This is a genomic window from Chitinophaga sp. YIM B06452 (genome assembly GCF_039655965.1).
Taxonomy (GTDB): Bacteria; Bacteroidota; Bacteroidia; order Chitinophagales; family Chitinophagaceae; genus Chitinophaga.
The window spans coordinates 70,312-88,145 of record NZ_JAWLKY010000001.1; the positions used below are offsets into that span (position 1 = coordinate 70,312).

At 52.5% G+C, this 17,834-nt stretch carries 19 protein-coding genes; 10 read left to right on the plus strand and 9 right to left on the minus strand.

The genetic code is table 11. The annotated features are described in order from the left end of the window. Nucleotides 1–253: 253 nt before the first annotated feature. Complete coding sequence (locus R3I13_RS00225; protein ID WP_346315889.1) at nt 254–538, plus strand: SelT/SelW/SelH family protein; 285 nt, start codon at nt 254–256, stop codon at nt 536–538. Nucleotides 539–549: 11 nt separating this feature from the next. Here the strand turns inward: R3I13_RS00225 and R3I13_RS00230 are convergent, their stop codons facing one another. The 3 genes from R3I13_RS00230 to R3I13_RS00240 all read right to left on the minus strand — a co-directional run bounded on the left by R3I13_RS00230 (nt 550) and on the right by R3I13_RS00240 (nt 4,429). Continuing rightward, a complete protein-coding gene (locus R3I13_RS00230) occupies nt 550–1,659 on the minus strand; it encodes a Fic family protein (RefSeq protein ID WP_346315890.1) in 1,110 nt (369 codons plus the stop codon). Nucleotides 1,660–1,795: 136 nt separating this feature from the next. Further along, on the minus strand, nt 1,796–3,433 hold the full coding sequence (locus R3I13_RS00235; RefSeq protein WP_346315891.1) for a sodium/sugar symporter: 1,638 nt from the start codon (nt 3,431–3,433) through the stop codon (nt 1,796–1,798). A gap of 102 nt (nt 3,434–3,535) precedes the next feature. Further along, a complete protein-coding gene (locus R3I13_RS00240; protein WP_346315892.1) occupies nt 3,536–4,429 on the minus strand; it encodes an inositol oxygenase family protein in 894 nt (297 codons plus the stop codon). A 153-nt stretch (nt 4,430–4,582) separates the two neighbouring features. Here R3I13_RS00240 and R3I13_RS00245 point away from each other — a divergent pair, with 153 nt between their 5' ends. Then, nucleotides 4,583–5,584, plus strand: coding sequence for a LacI family DNA-binding transcriptional regulator (locus R3I13_RS00245; RefSeq protein ID WP_346315893.1), 1,002 nt, complete (start codon nt 4,583–4,585; stop codon nt 5,582–5,584). A gap of 50 nt (nt 5,585–5,634) precedes the next feature. Beyond that, a complete protein-coding gene (locus R3I13_RS00250; protein ID WP_346315894.1) occupies nt 5,635–6,138 on the plus strand; it encodes a PPC domain-containing DNA-binding protein in 504 nt (167 codons plus the stop codon). 52 nt (nt 6,139–6,190) lie between these two features. On the opposite strand, the gene R3I13_RS00255 is transcribed toward R3I13_RS00250, so the two are convergent. Then, on the minus strand, nt 6,191–6,934 hold the full coding sequence (locus R3I13_RS00255; RefSeq protein WP_346315895.1) for a MerR family transcriptional regulator: 744 nt from the start codon (nt 6,932–6,934) through the stop codon (nt 6,191–6,193). Between the two features lie 158 nt (nt 6,935–7,092). Here R3I13_RS00255 and R3I13_RS00260 point away from each other — a divergent pair, with 158 nt between their 5' ends. After that, nucleotides 7,093–7,437 carry a YciI family protein gene (locus R3I13_RS00260; protein ID WP_346315896.1) on the plus strand — a complete coding sequence of 115 codons (345 nt, stop codon included), beginning with the start codon at nt 7,093–7,095 and terminating at the stop codon, nt 7,435–7,437. 4 nt (nt 7,438–7,441) lie between these two features. Further along, entirely contained in the window at nt 7,442–8,689 is a 1,248-nt protein-coding gene (locus R3I13_RS00265; RefSeq protein WP_346315897.1) for a DUF6596 domain-containing protein, read from the plus strand. Nucleotides 8,690–8,760: 71 nt separating this feature from the next. Here R3I13_RS00265 and R3I13_RS00270 read toward each other — a convergent pair whose 3' ends face one another. Continuing rightward, nucleotides 8,761–9,642, minus strand: a complete 882-nt coding sequence (locus R3I13_RS00270) for a DUF6528 family protein (protein WP_346315898.1) — start codon at nt 9,640–9,642, stop codon at nt 8,761–8,763. Nucleotides 9,643–9,794: 152 nt separating this feature from the next. Here R3I13_RS00270 and R3I13_RS00275 point away from each other — a divergent pair, with 152 nt between their 5' ends. Beyond that, on the plus strand, nt 9,795–10,568 hold the full coding sequence (locus R3I13_RS00275) for a bifunctional hydroxymethylpyrimidine kinase/phosphomethylpyrimidine kinase (protein WP_346315899.1): 774 nt from the start codon (nt 9,795–9,797) through the stop codon (nt 10,566–10,568). A 52-nt stretch (nt 10,569–10,620) separates the two neighbouring features. On the opposite strand, the gene R3I13_RS00280 is transcribed toward R3I13_RS00275, so the two are convergent. The 4 genes from R3I13_RS00280 to R3I13_RS00295 form a co-directional block, all read right to left on the minus strand. Beyond that, nucleotides 10,621–12,774, minus strand: coding sequence for a GH92 family glycosyl hydrolase (locus tag R3I13_RS00280; RefSeq protein WP_346315900.1), 2,154 nt, complete (start codon nt 12,772–12,774; stop codon nt 10,621–10,623). A 95-nt stretch (nt 12,775–12,869) separates the two neighbouring features. Then, the gene (locus R3I13_RS00285) at nt 12,870–13,310 is read right to left on the minus strand and encodes a hypothetical protein (protein WP_346315901.1); all 441 of its coding nucleotides are present in this window, start codon (nt 13,308–13,310) and stop codon (nt 12,870–12,872) included. An 11-nt stretch (nt 13,311–13,321) separates the two neighbouring features. Next, nucleotides 13,322–14,269 (minus strand): heme-binding domain-containing protein, encoded by a 948-nt coding sequence (locus R3I13_RS00290; protein WP_346315902.1) that lies wholly within the window; start codon nt 14,267–14,269, stop codon nt 13,322–13,324. Between the two features lie 40 nt (nt 14,270–14,309). Further along, entirely contained in the window at nt 14,310–14,531 is a 222-nt protein-coding gene (locus tag R3I13_RS00295) for a hypothetical protein (protein WP_346315903.1), read from the minus strand. Nucleotides 14,532–14,567: 36 nt separating this feature from the next. Between R3I13_RS00295 and R3I13_RS00300 the strand changes: the two genes are divergently transcribed. The 4 genes from R3I13_RS00300 to R3I13_RS00315 all read left to right on the plus strand — a co-directional run bounded on the left by R3I13_RS00300 (nt 14,568) and on the right by R3I13_RS00315 (nt 17,826). Then, nucleotides 14,568–15,353, plus strand: coding sequence for a DUF1223 domain-containing protein (locus R3I13_RS00300; protein ID WP_346315904.1), 786 nt, complete (start codon nt 14,568–14,570; stop codon nt 15,351–15,353). Between the two features lie 129 nt (nt 15,354–15,482). Next, nucleotides 15,483–15,944, plus strand: coding sequence for an organic hydroperoxide resistance protein (locus R3I13_RS00305; protein ID WP_346315905.1), 462 nt, complete (start codon nt 15,483–15,485; stop codon nt 15,942–15,944). A gap of 120 nt (nt 15,945–16,064) precedes the next feature. Further along, a complete protein-coding gene (locus R3I13_RS00310) occupies nt 16,065–17,084 on the plus strand; it encodes a histidine kinase (RefSeq protein WP_346315906.1) in 1,020 nt (339 codons plus the stop codon). Beyond that, nucleotides 17,065–17,826: a LytTR family DNA-binding domain-containing protein gene (locus tag R3I13_RS00315; RefSeq protein WP_346315907.1), complete on the plus strand. Its 762-nt coding sequence runs from the start codon at nt 17,065–17,067 to the stop codon at nt 17,824–17,826. Before R3I13_RS00310 ends, R3I13_RS00315 begins: the two co-directional genes overlap by 20 nt. Nucleotides 17,827–17,834 lie beyond the last annotated feature (8 nt).

The window sequence follows — 17,834 nt, forward strand, 5'->3', positions numbered from 1 at the left end:
GTGCGCATGTTTGATTTTGGAATCACTTTTGGTTGATATGCCGGCAGCTCTCAAATGCTTTACTACAGAAGCATGCTCCCCTTTTGAGTTAAACAGACAATCAGCAGAATTTCAGTCGTTTTGGGAATATTATCCGTACTTAAGTTACACAATAAATGCGGGGTTTTAACTTTTTTATAACGCTTTTTTATGGGAGGGATGCAAACGCCCGCGAACGGGTGTACATTTATGTTTAAAAGACAAACATTAACGGATGAAACCCGGAATAACAATTTCTTACTGCCCTAAATGCGGCTGGCTGCTTCGCGCGGCTTATATGGCACAGGAACTGCTGGTCACTTTCGAGGAAGACCTGAGCGGCGTTACGCTGAAACCCTCCGAAATAGCCGGAAGTTATCAAGTATCGCTGAACGACCAGATCATTTTTGACCGCAAGCGGGACGGGCATTTTCCCGAAGTGAAAGAATTAAAACAGCGTGTGCGCGACCTGGTGAACCCGGGCAAAAGCCTCGGGCATGCGGACCGGAAGGTGGAATAACGGGATTTTTATTATTCGTTCAGGATATAGCTGGTGCTTCTGCCCCCCGCATCTTCTTTCCGTAAAAGCCCTTTCCCTACCAAGTCCTGAATATCGCGTATCGCCGTATCCTGCGAGGTTTTGGTGATGGTTGCCCATTTGGAGGAAGTCAGCTTGCCAATGAAACCGTCCAGCAATTTATTCAGCATCAGCTTTTGTCTTTCGTTCAGGGTTTGCGTTGCAGCAATTTCCCAGAACTTCGCTTTTCTCATTACTGCAGCAAGGGTTACATCCGTTGCGCCGATGGCGCGTTCCAGGCATTCGAGGAACCATACGATCCAGGCTGTTATGTCCAGTGTATCTTTTTGGGTTCGCTCAAGAATATCATAATAGCCGTTCCGTTCTATCCTGATCTGTGCGGACATACTGTAAAAACGCTGTACACTTCCATCGGCGCGGGCCAGCAGCATATCGGTAATAGCCCTTGCTATACGCCCGTTACCGTCACCAAACGGATGGATGGTAACAAACCAGAGATGTGCAACAGCGGCTTTCAGCACCGGGTCAATATTTCCTGCTGCATTAAACCAACGAAGGAATTTCTTCATTTCACTGCCGAGCTTATCGGAATCGGGTGCCTGAAAATGCACTTTTTCACGGCCCATGGCGCCGGAAATGATCTGCATAGGATCATCCCTTTTATTATTCCGCCAGGCGCCAGTCACGATCTTATACATGCCACTACGGCCTGCCGGAAATAAAGAGGCATGCCAACCGAAAAGACGATCGTCCGTAAGCGGAGCAGTGTATCGTTGTGTGGCATCAAGCATCATTTCAACAACGCCTTCCACGTTCCTGTCTGCCGGAATAAGGCCAGCTACGTCCATGCCTAAACGCCGCGCGATGGAAGAGCGTACCTGGTCGGGGTTTAACATCTCACCTTCAATCTCGCTGGATTTCAGAACGTCCATCGTCAGGGTACGAAGCGTTGCTTCTTCCTTCAGGTCAAAACCCAATCCCTCCATCCGGCCCAATAGCCGCCCCTGGCGATGCCGGACATTGCTCAGCAGTGAAGCAATTTTGGCATTATCCCACTGGAAATCAGGCCATTGTTTTAGCTGATGGATATACATTCTACGCATCTTATGCGGTGAATATATAGATTATTCTTCGCATAAACAAGTTAATCTCTGCAAAATATGCGGAGATTAGATAAGATATTCTACGCAATTTATGCGGAGATTACGCCACTTAATCTCCGCATTATCCGGTTTCCCCCTACCAGAACACCGTATACAAAGCCGCCAATATCCCGCAAATGATCACGGACGCCACTATGAAACCCGGCGTCACCCGGAACAGCGACCGGTCGATCACGATCGGCGGCTCGCCTTCCGGCCTCGGTTTGGTGAGGCTGATAATGATCATCACGATAATGAGCAGCACAAAGGTGATAGACATGCGGTCCAGGAAAGGATAATCCGGGAAAGCCCCGCCGGTCCATACCGGCAGGAATTTCAGCACGGTTGAAATGGGAATGGTAAGCAAAGCGCCGGTAAGCGCGGCGCCCGCGGTGGTGCGCTTCCAAAAGAAACCCATCAGGAAGATGGCCAGCACGCCGGGGGAAATAAACCCGACATACTCCTGGATGAACTGGTACGCCTGGTCCAGCGAACGGAGGGCCGGGGCCACCACCGCGGCAATGAACATGGATATGATCACAGCGTATTTACCCACGCTTACCAGTTTTTGTTCGGAAGCGTTCTTATTGAAGAATTTCCTGTAAATATCCAGCGAAAAGATCGTGGAGATACTGTTCGCCTTTCCTGCCAGCGAAGCCACGATAGCGGCAGTGAGCGCGGCAAACGCTACACCCTTCAGACCGGGCGGCAGCAGGTTCATAAGGGTGGGATAAGCATGGTCCGGCTTCACTTTCTTCACACCTTCCACCACGCCCTGCATTTCCTCGTGGAACATCCCGTTCTTGTGCAGCACGAACATTACGATACCCGGCAGCACGGCGATCACCGGCACCAGCAGCTTCAGGAAAGCGGCGAACAGGATGCCGTTGCGCGCTGTTTTAAGATCCGCTCCCAGCGCGCGTTGCGTGATGTACTGGTTGCAGCCCCAGTAAGCCAGGTTGTTGATCCACATGCCGCCGATGAGCACGGAAAGGCCGGGAAGGTCTTTATAATAGGGATTGCTCTTGTCGAAGATCATATGAAAGTGCGAAGGCGCTTCTTTCCGCAGTACGCCCAATCCTTTCAGGATATCGCCGCCATAGCCAAAACGCTCCGCCAGCAGGTCCAGCGCAAGGTAGGTAGTGACCAGCCCGCCGAGGATCAGCACCAGCACCTGCACCACGTCTGTATACCCGATCACCTTCATGCCGCCGAGCGTTACCAACACCGCGAAAATGCTCAGCCCGGCAATGCACCATTCAAACGAGATCGTGGAAATGGACGCAATAGCCAGCGCACCCAGGTAAATGATGGAGGTAAGGTTCACGAAAACATATACCAGCAGCCAGAATACGGCCATCACCGTGCTCACCTTGTCGTTGTACCGTTTGGCGAGGAACTGCGGCATGGTGTAGATCTTGTTCTTCAGGTATAGCGGGATGAACACCACGGCCACGATGATGAGCGTGGCGGCGGCCATCCATTCATAGGTGGAAATGGCCAGCCCCAGCGCAAAGCCTGAGCCGGACATGCCAATGAAATGCTCCGCCGAAATATTGGATGCGATCAGCGACGCCCCGATCGCCCACCAGGTAAGCGATCCCTCCGCCAGGAAAAAGTCCTTGGAATCAGTGGAAGCGGATTTCTTTTTATGGTAGATGTAATAACCGTAAGCGGCGACGGCAATGAAATAAATGAAAAATACGATGTAATCAGCTGTATGCAGTTTATTCATATAGTGAAGGCAAGGTTAGCTTAAAAATTTCCCGCAGGAACGGACATACGGGCCGTTACACTGCGGGAAATTACTGAAGTTGGAGCGTACTTAGCGGAAGTATCAGAATTTTAACGTGGAGGGCAGGTATTTCGCCACCAGGTCCTCATAATAAGGCCTTAACTGCTTCCAATCCGGCGGCGTGGGGTTCTTGGAATACAGGTCGTATGGATTGAAAAGCTTCACCCAGCGCAGCATTTCACGGTCGTGATCGTCCAGCAACTGGCTGTAGGCGCCTTCGCGGTGCCAGGCGTAGAAAGAGTGATACCGGAGCATGTACAGGCCCTGTTCCGGCAGGTGGTCCTTCATCATCTGGTATACGTATTCGTCGTGCCCCCACGACATATGCACGTTCCTCAACCCGCAACCTTCTTTGTACACGCCGGTGGGCGACTGGTATTCAGGATTGTTGTAATCGGGATTGTTTTTGAAGAACTCGGGATATACTACTTTGTCTGAATACTGCACGCCCACCGGGAAAGTGTCTCCCACCACGGCCCATTGCGGCTCGCCGAAGAGACAAAGCACTTTGCCCATGTCGTGCATCAGGCCTACCAGCACCATCCAGTCCGGGTGGCCGTCTTTACGGATGGCTTCGGAGGTTTGCAGCAGGTGCTGGAACTGGTCCAGGTCGGTATCCGGGTCTGAGTCGTCTACCAGTTGGTTAAGGAAGTCGAAGGCCTGCCATACCGGCATTTCTTTTTTATCAAATTTTAAGTAGTCCGCTCTTTTCTGCTGAACAAACCCGTAGGTTTGATACGTGTGATTGAGCCGGTAGAATTCTTTTACGGTGTCTCTCTGGGGGGAATCATAATTCCTGTATTCATCCGTGGATTTATCGGTGGCAATGCTGTCCGGGTCAGGATAACGTTTCAGTACCGCGTCCTCCCATTCATCGAGGCTGTTAAGCGGGTTAATCTCCCTGGCTGTAAAAGTGGAATTTTGAGTTGTTGCCATGGCAAGTATTTTGTAAATTATTGATAAGTTGAACACTATAATTTCGGTCATTTTTGAGGATTTTCATATCACTCCGCGCCTTTATTTACGAAACCGGTTTCGTTATAATACCGTATTAAAGGCTAATTTAGCAACGTAAGGACTTATCAACCAATGAAACAGATCAATATCAAGGCGCTGGCGCAGGAACTGAACCTTTCCGTTTCGACTATTTCGAAGGCTCTCCGGGACAGTTATGAGATCAGTGATGAAACGAAGCACCGGGTGCTGGAACTGGCGGCCAGGCTAAATTATACGCCAAATCCCTACGCCAGCAGCTTGCGGGGCAAAAAGAGCCGGAATATAGCCATCGTGATCCCCGAGGTGGCAGACAGCTTTTTTTCGCAGGCCATCAACGGCATTGAAAGTGTGGCGAAGGTAAAGGGATACCATGTGCTGATCTGCCTCACGCATGAGAACTACGAACATGAGCAGGCCATCCTGAAAGAGTTCCAGAGCGGCCGGGTAGACGGCGTGCTGATGTCCGTTTCCAGCGAAACGGCCAACGGCAGCCACATACAGGAGCTTATTACCAGGGACGTGCCCGTCGTATTTTTTGACCGCGCGCTGAAGGACGTAAGCGCCGCGCGGATCGTGACGGATGATTTTGAAAGCGGCTACAAAGCCACGCTGCACCTGATAGAACAGGGTTGCCGGCACATCGCTTTCCTCGGGGTTTCCAGCAGGCTGTCTATCAGCAACGACCGGATGGCCGGCTACCGCAAGGCCATGGAAGAAGAGGGATTACCCGTGCATGAAACCTATTGCTCCGCCTCAGCCGGGGAAAATTATACCATTATCCGGGAAATGCTGCAACGGCCGGACCGGCCGGACGGCATACTGGCTTCCGTGGAAAAGCTCGCCACACTGGTATACCAGGTGTGCGCGGAACTGCCGCTGGCCATGCCCGCAGACGTAAAACTGGTATGCTTCTCCAACCTCGGCATTGCTGCTATGTTATATCCTTCGCTTACAACCGTCACCCAGCCTGCCTTTGAAATGGGCAAAGCCGCTGCGGCCGCATTGCTGAAACTGCTCGAAAAAAAGAACACCGACCCCGCCGGGCTGAATATGGTGATACCTTCGGAGCTGATCAGGCGTGGATCCACACTGTAGTTTTTCTGGCACGGCGCGTGCGCGCTAAAAAGGGAACAAACCCGCTGATCATGAAGAAGGTCATTGCGATTTTACTCCTTTGCCTGTTCATCAGCAAAGCAGCCGCACAAAACAATGCCATGGATACTATTCCCCGTTACATCAAAGTTCCCGCCGGCTACCTGATGGTGCTGCGGCAGGGAGACGACGTGCTGGCGCAGCTGGAGTCACTGGCCGTAAAGGAGAAGATCCCTTCCGCGAATTTCGCGGGAATGGGCTTTGTAAACGCCCGATTCGGTTTCTTCAACTTCCAGACAAAAGAATATGAACCGAAGGAATTCAATAACGTGGAACTGGCCAGCATGCGCGGTTCCATCGCCTGGCAACAAGGCAAGGTATCCATCCATGCTCATGGTGTGGTGACAGACAGGGAATTCAAAGCGTACGGCGGCCATATGCTGGGCGCCGTTGTAGGCACGGGTTCAGTGGAAATACTCATAACGGTGCACGATAAAATGCTGGAGCGGAAAATGGAAGACCCGCCGGGGGCGAATGTGTTGCGGTTGAAGGAATGATTTTATAAAGAAAGCCCATCTTTGCAATGACGGGCTTTCCAGACCGGGATTTTTATCCAAGCCTGTCCGCAAAATAATGCATCGCCTTTTGCAGGAATAAGCCAAACGCAGGTTTACCGGCAGTATACCGCTCATCCGCAACATACAGGTCGCCCAGGCCTTTGTAAGCCGCGATATCGCCTTCAGGCTTGCCCCAGAATTGCCGGATGAGATGATAATGATCAGCAATGAGCCGCTGCACTTCAGGACTGTGAGGGTCTTTATCCGCCATGGCGGCCAGCTGCTCCCAGTTGGCGGCGAAGTCTTTTCCGAGTGTTTCGAACTCCTCCACGTTCATTTTAAGCAGCTGTTCTTCGGAATGTTTCACCTGGTCCGGCCAGCGCTCCATGGCTTCTTTCCGCCAGGCCTCCGCCTGTTCTTTCGGTAGTCCTTTATAAAGGTCTTCTGGTTTCATTTTTTGTTTGTTTTGAAGGTGATCAATTGTTTTGTCAAGCGTTTCCAGCAGTGTGGCAATGCGCTCTTTCCGTTGCAGCAGGTTTTGTTTATGGTGGTGAAGCGCCGCTACCATGTCAAAATCAGCGTCGTCCAGCAGCCCCGCGATAGTCTTCAGTTCAAAGTCCATTTCCTTGTAAAAAAGTATCTGCTGGAGCCGCAGCAGTTCTTTTTCACCATATAGCCGGTAACCCGCCCCTGTGCGCACAGAGGGCTGCAACAAACCGATCCTGTCGTAGTGATGCAGCGTGCGCACGCTTACACCAGCCATTTCCGCCAGTTTTTTTACTGCATATTGCGCCATAATGGAATGCTTGTTTTAGATTGCAAAACAAAGGTAGGGTATGACGTAAGGTTAGAGTCAAGCGTTTTTTTTTTGATTTTTGAAAAAAATCTTTCATGCCTTTGTCCCCCTTCCTCAACGCCGATCGTTAAGACTATGAAACCATAAAATATTACACGATGAGAGATTTCCTTCTGATCTTCAGGAACAGCGACACGTCACATCCTGCGCCCACGCCCGAGCAAATGCAGGAAAGAATGAACTGGATGGCCGGCATTGCCGCGCAGAACAAGCTGGCAGACAAAGGCAACAGGCTGTCCGGCAGTATCGCCAAAACCGTGCGGCCTGATGATGTGGTGACCGATGGGCCTTACACCGAGATCAAAGAGTTCATCCTCGGCTATGTGATCGTAAAAACGGACACTATCGAGGAAGCGGTGGACATAGCCAAAAAGAATCCCATCCTCAAAATGGGTGGCAACATTGAAGTGCGGGCCATCTTAACGCCGGAAGAAAAAGGCTGAGGCCATGGAAGAAAAACCTTCGCCTCACCAGGAATTACTGCCCCGCCTCTTCAGGCTGGAATACGCTAAAATGACGGCCGTATTGTGCCGTCATTTTGGGCTGCAGCATATTGAGACCGCGGAAGACATAGTGAGTGATACCTTCCTGAAAGCGGCCGAACATTGGAGCCGCAGCGGCGCGCCGCCCAATCCCACTGCCTGGCTTTATACTGTCGCGAAGAACCATGCAAGGGATCACTTCAAACGGCATTCCCTGTTCGAAACACAGATAAAGCCGGCGCTGGGTGTGGACGGGCTGGAAACGGCGCCGGAAGTCGACTTTACAGAACAAACCATTACAGACAGCCAGCTGGCGATGATCTTCGCCGTTTGCAATCCGGCCAATTCCACCGAAGCACAGATCTGCCTGGCGCTCCAGGTGCTTTGCGGCTTCAGCGTGGAAGAGATCGCCGGGGCCTTTCTTTCAAAGACGGAAACCATCAAAAAGCGGCTGGCCAGGGCAAGGGCGAACCTGCGCAACGACCGTTCCGGGATCTGGCCATTGCAGGCTGCCGCCATACAATCCAGGCTGGATACGGTATTACGGACCATCTACCTGTTGTTCAACGAAGGCTACGCTTCCCGTTCCGCGCATCACCTGATCCGTAAAGACTTTTGCTCGGAAGCCATGCGGCTGGCGCTCTTCCTCACCGAAAACCCGCTCACCGGTACCCCCAAAGCCAATGCCCTGCTGGCGTTGATCTGCTACCAAAGCTCCCGGCTCGAAGCGCGGGAAGACGATGCGGGCGATGCCGTTTTATTCGAGCAGCAGGATAAAAGCCGCTGGAGCAAAGAATTGATCGAAAAAGGCAATTTTTATCTCGTAGAAGCCTGCTCTGCCAACGAGATCTCCAAATACCACCTGGAAGCAGCCATCGCCTACTGGCATACCACGCCCACGGATCATGACAAATGGAAGCACATCCTGCAGCTGTATAACCAGCTGGTCATCCTTGAATATTCCCCTATCACCGCGCTGAACCGCACTTTCGCTTTTGCCAAGGTGCACGGCAACCATCAGGCCATCCCGGAAGCGGAAAAGCTGGGTCTCAGCCACCTGAATTACTACCATTCCCTGCTGGGCTTCCTGTACACCGGCATCAGCACCGCCAAAGCGATCAGGCATTATCAAAAGGCCATTGCGCTCACCAGGCCCGCGGCGGAAAAAAGAACGCTGGCGAAGGAAATAGAACGGCTGCGGGCGCAGCCTTAAAAAAAATTCCCCATCCGCGAAGGATGGGGAATGCAAAGAGTGAAACAGTTAACAGTTATAGGCCACATCCGCTAGTTCATGAACCAGCGCGCTTTATAAACATGTAAATCAGGGAAAGCAAAGGAACGTGCCGGTGCGGAAAATTTCACATGAAACGTCCACCAGCTTTCCTCCGGGACGGTGAAGATGTATTGGCCTGACTTGAGCTGGCCGAGGCTTTTGATATTTTCGGCATCCGGCAGGCCCTTGCGTTTGCTGAACTTACCAGTGCCGATATCGAACGTCCATGAGCCGTGATGCTCGGTCACAAAAAGGTGATCGCCACCGGGAGCGGGTTGCAGCTCATGCCCGCCAATGCCGGGGATGGTCCACTCGTTCTTCAGTTGAAGGGCCTCCGGCGAAACGATCTTGTACTCGCGCAATACGGAATAACCCAGTGCAAAAAGGCTCTGCCTCTTCGCGTCCCATACCAGGCCGTGGGCGGAATACAGGCTGTCCGTATACAATACTTTCCCCGGCTGCGCGATATCGAACAGCATGATCTTATTGCCTGCTTTATGCGTGGAAGCAGCTGCCGCCAAGAGGTTGCCGGGCAGCAATTCTATGGAATGCGCATTGGGTACGGCAGCGTGGAACACCACTTTTTTGCCGTCCAGGTTCACGATCGCGATGGCGCCGGATGAAGAAGAAACCAGTATTTGTTTCCCGTTGTTGATCGCTTTGCAATCGTCCATGGTATTGAAGAGGCGGCTGCGGTATTCTTCGGGCAGGTCTTCCGCCTCACGGGCGTCCCACATCCAGGTCACTGCCGGGATGCTGTCTTCCGACCGGTCATAATCCACCAGCAGCACCCTGCTGTCGCCGCATACGAGGAACTTTTTCTCGGATTGGCAAAAGGCTGTCGCAGCGGCGAGTAGCATCCCGCAGAGGCCGAAAATATGCTTACATGTCATACGTTATCGTTTATTTGAATGACCCATTCCATCGATGGGCGCGAATTTCACCTGCTCATACAAACCCGGAAGGAACGGGCAAAAATAATAAATAATCAGGTCTCGTTTTTTAGCTTATTGTTAAGGATCGGAATGCATAATTTGCAGCCTGTATGCATACTCTGAAAATACTGGCGGCAGGCAGTTTCGCAGTGCACGGCACGGCAAGCCTCAAGGCCATGATCAAAATACTGGGTTCGCGGGTATTGCCCGTACCCAGCGTGGTGCTGAGCGGGCTCACGAACATGAAAAGCGTGACCAAGCTGGATGTGCCTTTCGAAAAGCTGCTCACGGAAGTGTTCGAACTGGCCGTGTTCCGCGGGCAGCGGCTCATCCTGTACATTGGCTACCTCGGCAAGCCGGAACAGGCGGACATCCTGGCGGACCTGGTCCGCGTCTACCGGCCGCATATCGCGTATATTGTCACCGATCCTGTTTGCGGCGACCATGGCCGGATGTACGTACCGGCGGAGATCGCGGAGAAATGGCCCGCGCTCATACGCCTGTCGGACATGGTTTTCCCCAACCTCTCCGAAATAAAGATATTGACTGGCAACGATCCCGCCGCTGAAGGCGCCCCGGGTGCTTATATCGAACAATTCCGCCAGCGCTACCCCGAAGCGGAGCTGGTCGTAACCAGCATGCTGCCTAACCCGGAAGAGATCGGGGTGGAACTGTATGGCGAAAAAAGGTTTTCGTTCTATCACCCTTACCTGTCGCGGAACTTTGGCGGTTCAGGAGATACTTTCCTCGCATTGTTCCTGCTTCATTTCTTTTTTGAAGGAAAAACAAAAGAAGAAGCCTTAATGGAGGCCGCCCGGCAAACGTCCGCCTACATTGCACGATCCATTGAGCAGGAAGCGGATGAGCTGGTCGTGGAAGACTAAAAAAGAAAGCCTGCGCAAACGCACAGGCCTCCCGTTTCTGCAAGAAGGAACTTTATTTTGTCACGATCTCTATCTTCCCTCCTTCTCTGAACAGGCTGTGCGGCACGAAGTACCCTTTGTTCGTTTGCCCGTTCACGTTAATAGCTGAAAGATCCCTTCCCTTCCCGGTTTTGGTGATGGTCAGCAATTTACCTGTGCTGGTCCTCCATTTCACTTCGTCAAAAAGCGGGACGGTTACAATATATTCAGGATCGGTAGCTGAGAAAGTATACAGGCCGGCAGCGCAGAACACATACCAGGCGGACATTTCACCCGCATCATCCATACCGCAGAGCGCCAGGCCTTCGTCGCCGATGCCATAGAGGCTGTTGAGAATGGTGTCAATTATCTTTTGTGATTTTTGCGGTTTGCCGATGAAATAATATGCAAACGGCGCTTCATGGTCCGGCTGGTTGCCGTGGCAATACTGCCCTATCATCGTTTCCACGTTGCGCGCAATGTGCCTGGGATTCCAGGGCAATGTGAACAGTGAATCCAGCTTGGATTCAAACCCTTTTTCCCCGCCATACAATTCAATCAGCCCTTTCATATCATGCGGCGCGAAGAACGATACCTGCCAGGCGTTCGCTTCGCGGTACATGTATTCGTAATACGGGTATTGCGGGTTGAAAGGCGTTATCCATTCGCCGTTTTCCAGCCTGCCGCGCATGAAGCGGCTGGACGGGTCGAACATGTTCTTATAATTTTTCGAACGGGCCATCAGTATCCTGTAATTGGCCGTGTCGCCGAGTTTTTTGGCCATCTGCGCGAGGGAATAATCATCGTATGAATATTCCAGTGTTTTCGAAACGCCTGCTTTGGCCTTGGTTTCCACGTGCGGGTTCGGTATGTCAGGATCGGAGATATAACCCTTCTCCATGTATTCGCGGATGTGCGGGCGGGCGCCGCCGGGCGTGTTCGCGTTCTTCAGCAATATTTCATACGTGCCTTTCACATCAAAATCATCCATTCCCCGAAGGTATGCGCCTGCAATGGTGGAAGCGCCATGGTCGCCGTGGAAGAACGTGGGAATGAAACCTTTTTTGTCCCCTACATCTTTCATGGACCGGATCACATCCAGTGCAACGCGGGGTGAAATGAGACTCAGCAGCACGTCTTTATTGCGGTAAGTATCCCACAGGGAAGGTTCGGTATAGTAGTTGAAGCCGGTCTTCGCTGTTTTCCTGGAGGCATCGGTAAATTCCCCGTTCACATCGCTGCGCAGGGCGGGCCAGAGGAATGAGCGGTAGAGGCAGGAATAGAACATCTCCTTTTGTTTGGGTGTGCCGCCTTTCACCTGTATGGACGACAGCAGCGTTTCCCAGGTCCTGGTGGCTTCGCTGCGCACCTGTCTGAAGGTTTTGCCGCCGATCTCCTGTTCAAGGTTCTGCCGCGCATTTTCCGCGCTCACGAAAGACAGGCCGATCTTCAGTTCCACCGGTCCTTTGCGGCCATCCTTCAAATGCACGGTGGCGGAGCCTGTGCGCTGGCCTTCGTCTTTCTTTTCCAGCTTTTCGATCTCCGTGTTCAGGATAGCATAAAAGTAGATCCGCTCGCCCGTCTGCTGGTAACCTTGCAGTGCGGAAGCGCCCGCCTGTTCAATGCTCCAGCCAGACACGCGGTTGTTCGCCCTGCCCAGGTCGAAGAGTACCTGTTTATTTTTCCCGTCCTGGTATTCATATTGATGGAAACCGCAGCGGAGCGTGGAGGTGAGCTTTACGTTCACTTTGTAATCTTCCAGGTACACCTGGTAATACCCGGGCGCGGCGCTTTCTTTTTTGTGAGAAAACCTGGAGCCTGGCTTCTCCCCTGGGTTTGATACCGGCAGGATGGGAATGTTGCAAAGGTTCCAGTGGCCTTTGTTCGTATGCGTAAAACCATAGATAACAGAATCTTCATACTCATATCCCGCGCCGGAACCGTACTCGGTAATAGGGCTCAGCTGCACCATGGCATTGGGCAGCGAGCTGCCGGGAAATGTAAGCCCTGCCCAGGACCGCCAGCCCTCCGGTAATGTATAACCCAGTATTTTCGGATCAGTGAGCGGCGCGGTGCCGATAAAAGTGTTCACATACTTCGTATAAACCGGCGCGGACTGCCCATTTCCCGCAAGCGCGGCAAACATCAGCGCTATGAGCACCGGCAGGGTTTTGACGTGGTGTTTCATTCTTAAGGAGAAATTTCGTTAGCGGTCTTAAAGTACTACTAAATCGATATAGTTCATAGTCTGCAGCGAAATTTCACCAAGCGGCGAACGAAAGTTTATGGGAACACCGAGGGTCGCTGTGCCAGGATGAACTTTGCCCTTTCTTTCCTGCCAGGCAAATCTGCCGGCTTGCCCTGCACCAGCTCATAATCGATCCCGGGTTTGCCATCAGCGGCAACCGTGATGGTTATGCGTTCCACGGTGGTTACAGCCCCGTTCTTGTTACTGCCGAACCAAAGCGGGTGGCTTTGCTGCTTCCAGGTCACCAGCCTGTAATCTTCCCCCGGCTGATGTATGCTGTCTCCCGCCGCTTTCAGCGCGGCTGCATTGCCATACAGCGTAGACATCGTTTGCCGGCTGCTGTTAAAGGAAGAGGTGATCACCGTCAGTCCTTCGCTGTTGTAAATATCTTCCGGGGCCGGAGCCGGAGCCTTTTCACGGCTGCATGCCGTTGCCAGCAAGACAAATAATACGATCGGGCAGTATTTCATTTTCATATGTTGTTGAATTATTTCGTGGGGATGTCGAATACAAAACCGGTGGCGGATGCCAGGCGGTGGCAGTTAATGCACTCGCTGGCAAAAGAGGCCGTTTTCCCGTAAGGCACCAGCTTTTTGGTGCTGAACCTCGCAAAACCCCATCCTTCCGTGTCTTTGAACTTCTCATCGTCCCTGATCATGAACTGCACGTTGTTGAAATCTCCCGCAAACACATTCCCGTCTTTATCTTCCGCCTGCTTATCCCACACCACCTTCACGATCTTGGCGCCGTTGGGCCAGGGATGGATGTTATTTTCCTGTATGGCTTTCACCGCGATATCGTTCCCATAAATAATGCGCATCGTGCCATTGTCGAAACGGTTCGAGGAAGTGATCACTTTCCAGCTTTTGTAATCTGAAAAATAAGTGATGCCATTAGGCGAAGGAGCCACCGGGAACGGCAATTCATGCTCTGCTGCCAGGGCTTTCACCGGAACGGATACGGTGGGTTTTGCGACGGGCCGGGCGTTGGTCAGCGATACCACGTATTGTTTCAAAACGTCCACATCCGTTTTGGATATCCTCGCGGAAGGATGAACGGCGGTGTAACTTTCCAGCGGCATCTTCCCCTGGTCCACCATGTTCACAATATACCAGAGCGTTGTGAGCTGCGCTGTGGCGGAAAGGCTGTCCCAGTTCGAAAAGTTCAGCCGCTGTCTCGCGTCCTTCACATGCGATGCAACTTTCCAGGAAACGGGCGCGATCTTATCATACCATTCCAGGCTGGTTTCGTTGGAGTGGCAATCATAACATGCCCGCTCAAAGATCGCCGTTACCGCTGCCGGTCCTTTGAATTCACCGGTTACCGGGGGATTGGGGATAACAGGGCTGGTAAACTGCAAACCTGCTGCCACCACGGCAATGACCAATGCGGCAATGATCATCCATTTTTTTCTTTCTGGCTTCAATGATCTCATGGCTTTTTTTTCCAAAAGTACCCGGGGATGCCGCCCCTGCCTAGCCTGAAGCCGTGTAGCGGGCAGAATGGATGGCGAGCCGGACATTTCCCGGCCTGAAACATCCATCACCATTTTCACCCGGCACCTGCGCAAAAGCAGGCCTGGCAGGTGCTGCAACCTGGAGAGCGGAATTGTCCGGCTCAGGGACTGCTTTGGCCACCTGGGGTACTTTGTACTTAGCCGTTGCGCAGCGGGCAGGTACTTTTGGATCAGCAACCATAAACGATCACATTTAAAGCGATAACACATGAAATCAATGAAAACAATGATCCTTGCAGGCGGCCTCGCCGCGGTGCTGGCGGTAACGGCCGCATTCGCGGATTTGCGGCATGAAAAAACCATCAAAGACCTTCAAACAGCACAGGACAGCAAAGGCTTCGCGGTAGTGGAACTTTTTACATCGGAAGGCTGCTCCAGCTGCCCTCCGGCAGATGAGCTGATGGAAAAGATCCAGGAAGATAATAAGAACCGGCAGATCTATATCCTGGCCTTCCACGTGGATTACTGGGACCACCAGGGATGGAAAGACCGCTTCAGCGACCATGAATTCTCAAACAGGCAGCGGCAGTATGCGGATTGGCTGAATGTACGCACCGTATACACGCCGCAGGTCGTGGTAAACGGCAGGTCCGAGCACGTTGGTTCCGACCAGCGGCCTGTTCTGCAGGCCATTTCCGCGGGGCTGAGCCAGGGACCTGCCGGCACACTGGCGCTCACGGCCAGTATTGCGCGCAACCAGCTGCAGGTGAATTATGAAGGAGCCGGGCAGGAAAAGAACACCGAGCTGGTACTGGCCCTCGTACAGCGAGCAGCGGCAAGCCGTGTGAAGGCCGGTGAAAATTCAGGCAGGAGCTTATCCCATGTACAGATCGTGCGCCGCGTGCTGCGTGTGCCGCTGGATGCGGGCAATAAAAAAGACGTCAGCATGCGCCTTCCTGCCGGTTTTGACGCGGCAGGCTGGGAGCTGATCGGCTTCGTGCAGCATACAGACGACGGGCATATCAGCAATGCAGGCAGAACGGGTTTTGACGCGGGGAAATAAAATTTTCAGCCCCCGGATTGCCTGTTTCACGGCCCGGTTGGTCCATCCCGCTGGTTTGTGATTGACCGCGACCCAACAGGGAAATATCTTTGACATACAAATTGAAAAACACATAAAAAATCAAAAAAAATGGAAAACAACAACATCGAACAGGTTATCACAGTTGCCAATCATATCATTCAACCGGAGAAAGTGCTTTACACCGGCAGAACCCATACCACCGGCGGCCGCGACGGCGTGTCGCGCAGTACGGACGGCAGGCTGGACGTCCAGCTGTCATCTCCCGGCTCTGCCGGCGGCGGCACCAATCCCGAGCAATTGTTTGCCGCAGGCTGGTCTGCCTGCTTCATCGGCGCCATGGGCCTGGGTGCGGCTAAAATGAAAATTGGCCTTCCCGCGGGTCATGCCGTAGATGCGGAAGTAGACCTGGGCATGGCCAACGGCGGTTATTTGCTCCGGGCCCGCCTGAACGTGAGCCTGCCCGGCCTGGAACGCGAAACAGCCCAGGCGCTGGTAGACTTTGCGCACGAGAACTGCCCGTACTCCAAAGCCACCAGGGGCAACATCGGTGTGGAGATCCGCCTCGTATAAAATCCATTTCAACGAAATAGCCTGTCCTTCAAATACGGGCAGGCTATTTTCAACAGGATGCAATAACTTAGCGATGCCCAACGAGCAGCACTCATTATTCAACATTACCGGTCAGGCTGTATGAACAAAAAGACATTTAAAGTTTCTAACAAGATAATATGGCTAAGCTCCTTTTTCCTGGGCGTGCTTACGTCTGTCCCGAAAATTGCCGAGCGGCATTTTAATCCTTTCGAGGCGGTTGTGAATGCGGTGATCACCTTCCTGTTCGCGCTTTTCATCTGGTATTACAACATCCTCACCCTTCCCGCCTACACCTCCCGCGATGTGGCCAACGGGTTTTCCGTAATGCGGCTGATCAGGAGCCTTGCGGTGGGCATGGTGGTGATGTTCGTGCTCGCCTGCGTGCAGCAGGTGCTCATTTCATATCTCAGCTTCGGCCCCGTGGCGCTGATGATCGGTATCAGGGGCATCCTGATCAACTTAACCTTTTATATGTTCCTGCACCTGCTGTACCAAAGCTACCAGAACCAAGAGGTAGGCATAGAGCTGGAACGCACCAAGGCAGACAATCTCGGCGCGCAATACGAGCTGCTCAAGCAGCAGGTGAACCCGCACTTCCTGTTCAACAGCCTGAACACCCTGAAATACATGGTGGAAAGCAACGACAAGCATACGGTGGATTTTATCCTGAAGCTCTCAGACTTCTACCGTTACACGCTCGAAAGCCGGAAGCTGGACCTGATCAGGCTTTCAGAAGAGCTTGACATCCTGAACGCCTACGTTTTCCTGCTAAAAGCGCGCTTCGAAGACGGCATTGACCTTTCTATAACGGTGAATGAAACGCATCATGCATCGCTTATCCCCCCGTTTACCCTGCAGCTGCTGGTGGAAAACTGCATCAAGCACAATGTAGTGTCGCTGGAGCATCCTTTGCAGATCAGGATCTATTCCGACGAAGAATATATTGTCGTGGAAAACGGGGTGCAGCTGAAAAGAACGCCGGAATCATCCATGGGTATGGGATTGGAGAATATCAACCAGCGGTATATACACCTGCTCGACAAAAAGATCGAGATCCGCGCCAGCGAAACATTATTTACGATCAAACTTCCTGTCATCCATGCAAATCATCATCATTGAAGACGAGCTGAAAGCAGCCAAATCGCTCGCCGCGATGATCACCAAACTGCGGCCCGGGGCTACTATTACGGCGCAGCTGCAAAGCATCGAAAGCGCGGTAAGCTATCTTTCACAGCACCAGGCGCCCGACCTGATCTTTATGGACATCCAGCTGTCTGACGGTTTGTGCTTCGAGATCTTCAAATCCGTGAAGATCCAGTGCCCGGTGGTGTTCTGCACCGCTTACGGCGAATACACGATGGACGCTATCAAGGCCAACGGCATCGACTACATCCTGAAACCCTTTTCCAAAGAAGCTTTGCAGGAAGCTTTTGAAAAGGTGGAGAGCTTTAAGAACTTCTTCCAGCAACATACCCAGCCAGACCTGGACGGGCTGCTGAAAAAGATCGGGCTGGATGAAGGGAAAAAAAGTTTCCTCGTGTTCAAAAACAATAAATACACTACGATACAAACAGAGCAGATCGCTTATATCTACATCAAATACGAATCTTCGACGATCATGACCTTCCAGGGTCAGGAGTATGCGATAGACCAGTCGCTGGACCAGGTGCAGGGCCTGCTGTCTGCCCGGCAGTTCTTCAGGCTGAACCGGCAGTACCTCGTGAACTTCGCCGCGGTGAAGGAAGTGGAGCATTATTTCGCGCGAAAACTCCTGGTGAAGCTGACCGTGCCGACAGCGGAGAAGCTGCTGATCGGGAAGGAAAAGACCAGCAGTTTTTTGCAATGGCTGGAAAACAGGTAGGGCGTTGC